Raw genomic sequence first — 9,363 nt, 5'->3', positions numbered from 1 at the left:
CACGTCGTTGGTGATGACGTTGCCATTGAGGACCAGGTTGTTCTCGCTCGCTACCGTCAGGTTGACGTCGCTCACCGCCGTCGGCACGTCGTCCAGCACCACGACATCCAGCCCTGCACTGGTCGTGTCGCCATCGAGGTCCGTCAACACAACGTTGAAGCTCTCCGTCAGAGCCCCATCATTTGCAGGTTTGTTATGTGTTTCGTTATCGTTCAGGGTGTAGCTGTAGGTCACGCTGCCAACCCCTGTCACCGGGTTGTAGCTGACGCCGGTCACCAGCAGTTGATTTCCCAAAGGACTGGGGATCCCCTGGGGGAAGGTGGTCAAGACCTGGCCATTGCTGATCAGCGTCACACCTCCCAGCGTCAGGCTTTGTACTCCATCTGCCGCATTGAATGTAAAAGTACTGCTCTTGGTCAAGGCTGCGCCATCGGAGGCTGAGCCATCCGGCAATGCGGCTTCATCAAGGACAAGCTCACCACCCTCGACCTGCAATCCATTCAGCGAGACAGGCTCATCTACAGGGGTGATGGTGATAGTCAGAGTGGAGTCGTTGGTATCATCCCCATCCGTTACGGTGTAATTGACCGCAGGTACAGGGCCTGTGTAGTTCAGCGCGGGGGTAAAGGTATAGGAGCCGTCGGCATTGATGATCAGCGTACCAATCCCATCCAGCGTGCTCTCAACGCTGGCAGCAATTCCCTGATTGCTGCCCCAGCTATAGGAAATGACAGACGTATCAAGGGGACCATCCGGATTGTTGCTGTTGTCGAGCACATTGCCACTGATGGCCTGATCTTCCTGGGTAACAGCAGACTCATCCTGATCATCGAGCTGATTCTCGGGCAGAAGATCGTCTTCCTGCAGCACATTCTGATCGATCAACGTGTCATAGCCAGTATCGAATCCGGCCTCGGCTATGGTCGCATCTCCGATGCGGTCTATGACAACAAAACCACCATTGCCACTGGCCCCAGCGACCCCGCCTATACCGCCACCACCACCGGCGGCAGGTGCCCCACCGGCAGCAGAGGCTTCGAAGTTCTTGGTCGGGTCAACCCCTTGCAGGATGGATTGTTGCAACGCCGCAATTTCTGGCGACACTTCAGGCGAGCCTTGCTGATGATTGGCAACCGATGAGGACGATTGCCCCTCTGGAGGCATCTCTGTCCCTGCCGGAACACCATTGTCCGCTGCAGGTTTGTCATCGTAGGGAGCCAGCATCAATTTGGCATCATCAGCGATATTGAGTCTGGCGCCAGGCTGCAGTATCTCGCCAGGCTGGAGAGGACGACTGCTGCCATCGGCAAGCAGGATCTGAACGTTGCCTTCTACGGAAGAGACGACCACGGTTTTGTCGATGATTTGGGTGCGCATATCCATTGCTCCAGGGTGACAGATCTTGATGCCTACACTCTAGTTACGCCCCCGTCCTGCTTCCGTTGCAAAAATGTACAGGGTTGAGTCTCTTTGACCTCATCCGATGCAGCGAATCGAACGAATATTTTTTACATATAAAAATCAATTAAGTAACAGCGCGAGTTTTAGTGATATTACCTATATGTCGCGTAAAAATGATGTACATATTCTAAACAGATATAAAAAAGGGCCCTTAATGGGCCCCTTTCTATCGAGTTGTACCGCTTATGCCAGTGGAAATGCAGGGTGAACGAATCCCTGATAACCATCGATATGCAAACTGGACAACAATTCAACCTGCCGTTGATCTTCCACCCGGGTGGCGATGGTCGTGACACCCGCATTGTGGGCAGCCCGACAGACAGCCGCCAGGAAGGAGGTATCGGCGCCTGGTTCCATGACCTGGCTGGTATACCCGTGGTCCACCTTGACATAGGTGGGGGTCAGCTCTTCCAGATAGCCGAGGGACTGGAAGTGCCGACCATAGTGATCGACCCCCCACAAGAAGCCGTGCTCTCGCAACAGCTCAACCAGATGAGTCACATACTCTTTGTGTTTCATGATGGCCGCTTCCGGGATCTCGAACAGCAGTCGCTCCTTCAGCTCCACGTTCAGCGACAGATAGCCTCTGAGCCATGTCAGGAACTCATCCGAACAGAGAGAACCCGCCGTGATATTGACTGCCAACACCAATTCCGGTTGCTGATTGAACAAGGGGACGCAGGCTTCCAGCACCGCCTTGTCAAACTCGGCCCCCATCTTGAACTGCTCGATCGCAGGCAAGAACTGCCCTGCGAAGTAATCCGTTCCATCTCGCGAGATGGCCGCGAACAACTCGGCATGCAGGCGGGTACCATCATCGAAGCGGCATGCAGGCTGTGCCTTGAAGCGCCAGAGATGTCTGGCAATGGCATCCTGCACCAGGTCTCGCCAGGCAAGGCGTCCCATCAGTCCCTGCTCATTGCCGCCTTCCATCACGACGGCACCGCGCCGCTCATTGCGCGCTTTGCCAAGGGCGTTATCCGCCTTCGTCAGCAGGGCCGAGAGATCGTCATTGCCATCACGGCCGGCGATGCCGACGACGGACAGCGCACCGCTTTCTCCCATGGGATTGACAACCAGATCGGCGATACGGCTGTTGATGAGCTCCGCCAGCTCCTTGAGCTGAGACAGATCATCGGTGGGGCAGAGCAAGGCATACTCGGTCGCCGAGATCCGGGCCAGCGCCGCGCCATCCCAGCCATCCAGCAGTTCCCTGAGCACCTGTGCAATGGACTTGACCATGTTGTCCCTTGCAGCAAAGCCCTCTTCCCGATAGAGATCGTCCAGCATGTCGACGGCCACCAGCATGACCCCGCCCTGCCCGGCCTCCGCAATCCAGGCATTGACCTGCCCGACGAAGTAAGAGCGGTTGCCAAGCCCGGAGACGGCATCCACATAGACGCGGGCTCGCAGATTTTCGGCTTCGTCAGCCTGCTCTTTGAACTGCACGGCAAGCTTGCTGGAAAGGGTATTGATGGCCTGTACCACTTGCCGCAGCTCGCGGGTCTTGGGCTCGGGAATGGCGTGGCCGAAATGGTGCAGCTCGATTTCAACCGCCTGATCGCAAATCAGCTTGAGCGGTTTGAGCAGATAATTGAGCGCCCGCATCAGCAAGAGAGTGGTGACGAGAAAGCCGACCAGGAACCAGGTGGCCAGTTCGCTCATTCCTTTCCAAAGCTCGTAGTAGGCTTGTCCAGGGTGGCCGACGACCTTCAGCTTGCCCAGTTGCAGCCAACCCGACGTCAAAATCGATTCATTGGCCACTTCAGGGAACAGATCCAGCCCAATGAACCACTGTGGGACCCCTTCGATATGGCTGCTGTTCTCCAGCTCGATGACATCCTTGGAGGCCAGCAGATCGAGACGGACCAGCTTGTAGTAACCCCCGTCGAACACCGCCTTGATCACGGATTCGGCACTGACCTTGTCGCCGTTCTCCAGATAGGGGGTCAGCGCCAGACCCAGTGCGGTGGACGTATTGATGACGGTGGTCTCCTGCTGCTGCGCCAGGTAGTTGCGGGTCGAATTGAATTGCACCCAATAGGTGGCGGCAAACAGCAATCCGAACAGCAGCAGCATGGTTGCCAATAGTTGTCTGTAGAGCGTCATAGGTTAATCATCCAAATTGACCGCAGGCCGAGCCAATCGCCCCGATGTCATGCGATTGCGTAAGTCTGTCCATAATCCCAAGCGGGATGATTGCCCGGCCAGTTCCCCTTGACCACGCGCCTTCATCAGCCACAAGTGACTACCGTTAAAACTGTAAATTGGCAACAAATCCGCCCGTTGGGTCGCCGGGCGAATTGATCCGACAAGATTGTCCAGAATCAGGGGTACTGCCGCAGGCGTCTCATAGTAGGCAACGACCATATGAAACTGGTTATAATCCAATGCCTTGACATATACCATTCGCATTTTTTCATCAGGGATGCCAAGTTCCAGCAAGGTAAAATACTTGGAAATGCTGAAGTCTTCACAATCTCCTCCTGCTGCGCCCAGAAATTCCAGCGGTGTCGCCCAATAATCCTTCTTGTGCCACAACTTGATGTCATCGATGAAACGCATCTGGTTGAAGAACTGGTTCACCTTCTCCAGCTTCTGCCGATCCGTCAGCCCCGCTGCCTTGTTCTGCATTGCCAAAGTGCGCCAGCTGGTGACCCGTTTGCCGGCCCTAGGGCCATAGGTCTCCTCCGCGCGCTTGACCAGTTTCATATCCTCCGGTGAGAGAGGCTGGCTGGCGCTGAGCAGCAGGGGGATCGCCAGCAGGGCCAGCCATAGCAGGCGAACCCGCCAGGGCGCACGTGCACCTGCGATAGCTCGATACCCATCACGTCGGCTCCAGCCTGTCGATGCCACTTCTTTCTGTGTCATGACGCCGCCATCATCCCCTGACCGCCGGACGCATAAAAGAATGACTGCAGCACGCTGCAGCCATTCCCCTTGCCTGATATGACATCAGTGGCAGGGCCATCAGTTGTTGTTGGCCTGCCATTCAGCCGGTTGCTGCACATTCAGGGCATTGAGCAGACCACCGGTGGCATTGAGGATACGATAATCCGCCAACAGGGAGTCGTACTCGGCCGTGATGTAGCTGCGGCGAGCCTCGAACAGTTCGTTCTCCGTGTTCAGCACGTCCAGCAAGGTCCGTTGGCCCAGGCCGAATTGCTTCTTGTACGCCTGTACGGTGTCATAGCTGGCGTCCACGTGCTCTTTGAGGAAGACTTTTTGCTTGGCCAGCGACTCTTTGGCGTTCCAGGCGAGGCGGGTCCCCTCTTCCACCTGACGGAAGGCATTCATGTGAATGTCTTTGGCCTGGGAATAGAGCGCAGAGGTTGCCTTGCTTTCTGCCAGATCGGACCCACCGCGGAACAGGTTGTAACGCATCCGGACCATGGCGGTGAGATCGTCGTTACGGCCTTTGACCGCATCGATGTCCTCGTTCCAGTTCTGATCCACTTCAAAGGCTACGTTCGGGTAGAACCCTGACTTGGAGCCTTCATGCTGGTACTTCGCCTCTTCGATGTCCTGCAGGGATGACAGCAGGGTCGGGTGAACCTCTGTTGCCGTCTTCAGCGCATCTTCCAGTGTTGCTGGCAGGAGCTGGGTGTTCGGTACTGGCTGAACGAGATCCTTGGGCACTTCATTGACGACACGGATGAACTCACTCTCGGCATCCCGATAGTTGTTCTCCGCCGCCGCCTGATTGGAGTAAGCCCGAGCCACACGACCGTCGATCTGGGTCTGGTCAGCGGTCGACCCAAGACCGGAGTCGGTCCGTTTTTGGATGTCACTGCGGATCTGCTCGTGGGTTTCAAGGTTCTGCTTGGACAGCTCCAGGATCTCCTGCTGACGCAGCATGTTGAGATAGACCTCGGCCACGCGCAGGGCCGTGTTCTCCGCCTCGGAGATCATCGCCAGGCGCTGGGCCTGGGCGGCGGCATCGGTCCGTGCCACGTTGCTGCTGACATCAAAGCCGTCAAACAGCATCTGGCGAAGGCTGATCCCGGCCTCCTTGCGCGTCATGGAGTCATCGATCGTCTGTGAATTGGGACCTGCGGCACGGGTCGAGGGACTGTCAGTCTTCTCGTAACCGACGCCACCACGCAGATCAATGGTGGGGTAATAGCCGCCCTTGGCTCCATCATGCTGATACAGTCGTGCCTGATAGAGATCAAAAGCTTCCTTGATTTTCGGATGGGTAGCCAGTGACTGCGCCACTGACTGTTCCAGCGTCTGTGCCTGGCTCAGGCCCGGGAACAGTATGGTGCCACTAACCAGCATGGCAACAATCGTCTTCTTCATGGTATCTCCAGTCATGTTGTTTTTAGATTGTTGGCTTATCGTTCTCTCAGTGCCGACTGCTTAGCCCTCAAGATGGGTTTCAGCAAGTAGTCTAGGACACTTTTTTTACCAGTAATAATATCTGCACTGGCTAACATACCGGGGATGATGGGAAGTGCGTTAAGCTCATCGCCCAGATAACTCTTCTCGGTTCGTACTCGCACCAGATAGAAGGAATTGCCCTCCTCATCCTGGATTGAGTCGGCACTTATCTGTTCAACCTTGCCATGTAAACCTCCATAAATAGTGAAATCATAGGCAGTTATCTTGACCACGGCCTCCAGCCCGGGTCTGAGGAACGCGATGTCCTTTGGCGACACCTTGGCTTCAACCAGCAGGGTGTCTTCCAGCGGCACTATCTCCATCAGGTCCATGCCCGGCTGAACGACCCCACCCAGCGTATTAATCTTGAGCTTTTTGATGGTCCCCTTGAGAGGCGCGATCACACTGGTACGATCGACTCTGTCCCTGAGGCCGACCTGACCCTCCGACAACTGGCTCAACTTGCCTTGACGTTCGTTTAGCTCGGTCTGGGAGTCCGCCCGGAATTTCAGGGCGATATCATTTCGCTTCGAGATGGTCTCCCGCAGTACCGAGTTGAGCTTGGGCACCAGCAGGCGGTTCGCCTCCAGCTCCCCTTGCATTTCGTTGACCTGCCGCTCCAGTTTAATTAGCTCCACTTGAGGAACTATACCCTCTTTTGCGAGAGGACGGCTGATGTTCAGCTCCTGACGAGCCAGATCAACGCTGCGGCCCACGGTCCGGATCTTGGCATTGAGCTCTATGGTCTCCTGCTCTTTCTGCTCGATCTGCTGTCCCAGGATGTAGAGCTGGTTCTTGAGGTTGTTTAAACGCGCCTCCTGCACCGACCTTTCACGGGCGGCATATTCGGCAAATACATTCTCGTACCCTTCGGGGAACTCGATGGCCTGTTTGTCGATGGCTACCTGTTCACGCCACCCCAGATTGGGCTCGTTCTTGACCACCACGCTGCGAATTTCGGCGCGCAGGCGGGCGATATCCCCCTTGAGGGTGACCAGCTCCTGCTCCCGTTCGCGAAAATCCGACTTGAAGCGGGTATCGTCGATGCGCAGCAGTGGCTGTCCCTTCTCGACGATGTCCCCCTCCTTGACGAAAATCTCCTTGACGATCCCCCCTTCCAGGTTCTGGATCACCTGCAACTGGCGCGACGGTATCACCTTGCCCTGGCCGACGGTCACTTCATCCAGCTCTGCCCAGGCTGCCCAGACGATGGCGCTGACAAAAAACAGGAAGCAGGCCCACAGCAGGACTCTGGCACGGGTGGGTGTCGTCAGCAGCACGGCGGCGGCGCCGTCATCCACGTACTCAAGATGCTCGGGTGCAGGCAAGACCGTATCTGAGGGCGTTTTCTTGAACCAGTGGTTAGCCATTCGCCGTCTCCTGCACCCGCACCTTGCCTTCCTTCAATTGCTGCAACACCACCTCTTTGGGACCGTCCGCCACTATCTTCCCCTGCTCCACGACGATGACCCGGGAAGCGACATCCAGCATGGAGGTCTTGTGGGTGATGAGGATAAGGGTGGTTTCGGGGCCGAGCCGCGCCAGCTCCTGCTTCACGTGCATCTCTGACTGGTTGTCCATGTTGGAGGTCGGCTCGTCCATCACCAGAATGGGGGGATCGTTGAGCAGGGCGCGAGCCAGCAGGATGGACTGACGCTGGCCACCGGAGAGCTGACGTCCCCCTTCGCCTATCTGTCTGTCGAGACCGTTGGGATCCCGGTTGGTAAAGTTGGTGACCCCGGCCCGCTTGGCGGCGCGCAAGACACGGGCATCGTCCACCAGGGGATTGCCCAGCATGATGTTGTCCCGAACTGAACCAAAGAAGAGGGTCACATCTTGCGGCACACAGCCGATGTTGCGGCGAATGATGGTCGGCGGCAGTTGGTCCAGCTCAAAGCCGTCCAGACGCACCAGGCCGTCAGTCGGGCGATAGAGGCCCATCAGCAATTTCTCCAGCGTGGTTTTACCCGCACCGATCCGCCCGATGATGGCCACCTTCTCACCCGGCTCGATGCGCAGGTTGATGTTGTGCAGGGTGCTGCTCTCCATGCCCGGATACTTGAAGGAGACATTTTCAAACTCGATGCGCCCCTGGATGACCGGATGGTGGATGTACTGCCTGCCCTCCTCCTGCTCACCCGGCGTCATCATGATCTTCTCCAGGATTTCGAGCGCCGACTTGGCCTGGTTGTAGCGAGTGGAGAGTACCGAGAGCTGCACCATGGGGGCGATGGCCCGGCTCGACAGCATCACGGCCGCTATCATGCCCCCCATGGTCACCAACCCTTCCGAGATCTGGTAAACACCGACGATCACCAGTCCCACTGTCACCACCTGCTGGATGTAGCTCGCCAGAGAAGACATGGAGTTGGTGATGCGCCGGGTCTGCACGCCCCAGGTCGAGATGTGGGACACCGCCTGCTCCCAGCGGTGCTGGAACATGCTCTCGGCCCCGAAAATCTTCACGGTCTCAAGGCCCGAGATGCTTTCGATCAGATTGGCGTTCTTCTGGGAGGCGAGCCGGGAGCCCTCCTCGATGGATTGCTTCAGCGGTGCCTGAATGTAGAAGCTGTAGGCCACCAGGATCAGGATGGCGATGATGGGCACCACCACCATGACACCGGCGAAAATCCAGATGATGAAGAGGAAGAAGATGGCAAACGGCAGATCGATCAGGGTGGAGACGGTGGCCGACGTGAAAAACTCGCGCACCGATTCAAACTCCTGCAAGTGCTTGGCAAAGGCACCGGTCGACGCAGGCCTGGACTCCATCTTCATGCCCATCACCTTGGCAAAGATTTTGGCCGACAAGAGCACGTCGGATTTCTTGCCTGCAATATCGATGAAGTAGCTGCGCAGCTGGCGCATCACGAAGTCGAAGGTGAACACCACCATGGCTCCAACCGCCAGCACCCAGAGGGAGTCGAATGCCAGGTTGGGCACAATCTTGTCATAGACGTTCATGGTGAACAGGGGGCTGGCGATGGCAAACAGGTTGATGAGGATCGAGGCCACCAGCACATCCCGATAGATACCGCGGGACTCGAACAAGGTGCTCCAGAACCAGTGACCATCACGGGTCTCCAGCACTTTGGGCGAGCGCTCATCAAACTTGAACTGCCGCTTGACGTAGAACAGACGACCATTGTACTCGTCACCCAGTTGGGCAAGACTGACCCATTGGGCCGCGTCTCCGGCCTGGGGAAAGATGACCCTCGCCTGGGTCCGTTCTTCATTCCATTCAAGCAAGATGCAGGCGCCGCCATTGCGCGTCTGCAAGACGCAGGGCAGCAGCAGGGAGGAGATCTGTTCAAGGGGCTGGATCACTTCGCGGGCAGAGAGACCGCCCCGCTCGGCGGCACGACTGAAGAGCGCCGTGCTGAGACGCCCGGAGACCAGTGGCAAGCCGGTGGTGAGAGCATCCTGACTGTTGGGCACCCCGTAAAAGCGGGTCAAAAAGACCAGGCACTCCAACAGTTCATCTATATGGCTGGTTTCTGCTTGCATAGCATCCCATCA

General features: G+C 57.0%; 6 protein-coding genes. All 6 read right to left on the bottom strand.

The genetic code is table 11. The features are described 5' to 3' along the window. On the bottom strand, positions 1-1,377 hold a 1,377-nt coding region (locus AB5Y54_RS19700), incomplete at its 3' end, for a retention module-containing protein (RefSeq protein WP_368154222.1). Positions 1,378-1,644: 267 nt separating this feature from the next. Then, on the bottom strand, positions 1,645-3,570 hold the full coding sequence (locus AB5Y54_RS19695; RefSeq protein WP_109112568.1) for an EAL domain-containing protein: 1,926 nt from the start codon (positions 3,568-3,570) through the stop codon (positions 1,645-1,647). Positions 3,571-3,573: 3 nt separating this feature from the next. Beyond that, positions 3,574-4,332, bottom strand: a complete 759-nt coding sequence (locus AB5Y54_RS19690; protein WP_232092819.1) for a transglutaminase-like cysteine peptidase — start codon at positions 4,330-4,332, stop codon at positions 3,574-3,576. 99 nt (positions 4,333-4,431) lie between these two features. Further along, entirely contained in the window at positions 4,432-5,763 is a 1,332-nt protein-coding gene (locus tag AB5Y54_RS19685) for a TolC family outer membrane protein (protein ID WP_010675164.1), read from the bottom strand. A gap of 35 nt (positions 5,764-5,798) precedes the next feature. Beyond that, positions 5,799-7,214, bottom strand: a complete 1,416-nt coding sequence (locus AB5Y54_RS19680; RefSeq protein WP_010675165.1) for an HlyD family type I secretion periplasmic adaptor subunit — start codon at positions 7,212-7,214, stop codon at positions 5,799-5,801. Beyond that, a complete protein-coding gene (locus AB5Y54_RS19675; protein ID WP_039040368.1) occupies positions 7,207-9,351 on the bottom strand; it encodes a type I secretion system permease/ATPase in 2,145 nt (714 codons plus the stop codon). The genes AB5Y54_RS19680 and AB5Y54_RS19675 overlap by 8 nt, the downstream gene beginning before the upstream one ends. Positions 9,352-9,363: the final 12 nt, after the last annotated feature.

It is taken from the genome of Aeromonas sp. s9 (assembly GCF_040907765.1).
Taxonomy (GTDB): Bacteria; Pseudomonadota; Gammaproteobacteria; order Enterobacterales; family Aeromonadaceae; genus Aeromonas; species Aeromonas caviae.
Note: the sequence above shows the minus strand (reverse complement) of the source record. Positions and strands in the feature narration are given on the sequence as shown.

Bases quoted from the DNA above. Each gene is read 5' to 3' on its own strand.
- AB5Y54_RS19695 (WP_109112568.1), bottom strand. From the start codon at position 3,570: ATGACGCTCTACAGACAACTATTGGCAACCATGCTGCTGCTGTTCGGA.
- AB5Y54_RS19690 (WP_232092819.1), bottom strand. From the start codon at position 4,332: ATGACACAGAAAGAAGTGGCATCGACAGGCTGGAGCCGACGTGATGGG.
- AB5Y54_RS19685 (WP_010675164.1), bottom strand. From the start codon at position 5,763: ATGAAGAAGACGATTGTTGCCATGCTGGTTAGTGGCACCATACTGTTC.
- AB5Y54_RS19680 (WP_010675165.1), bottom strand. From the start codon at position 7,214: ATGGCTAACCACTGGTTCAAGAAAACGCCCTCAGATACGGTCTTGCCT.
- AB5Y54_RS19675 (WP_039040368.1), bottom strand. From the start codon at position 9,351: ATGCAAGCAGAAACCAGCCATATAGATGAACTGTTGGAGTGCCTGGTC.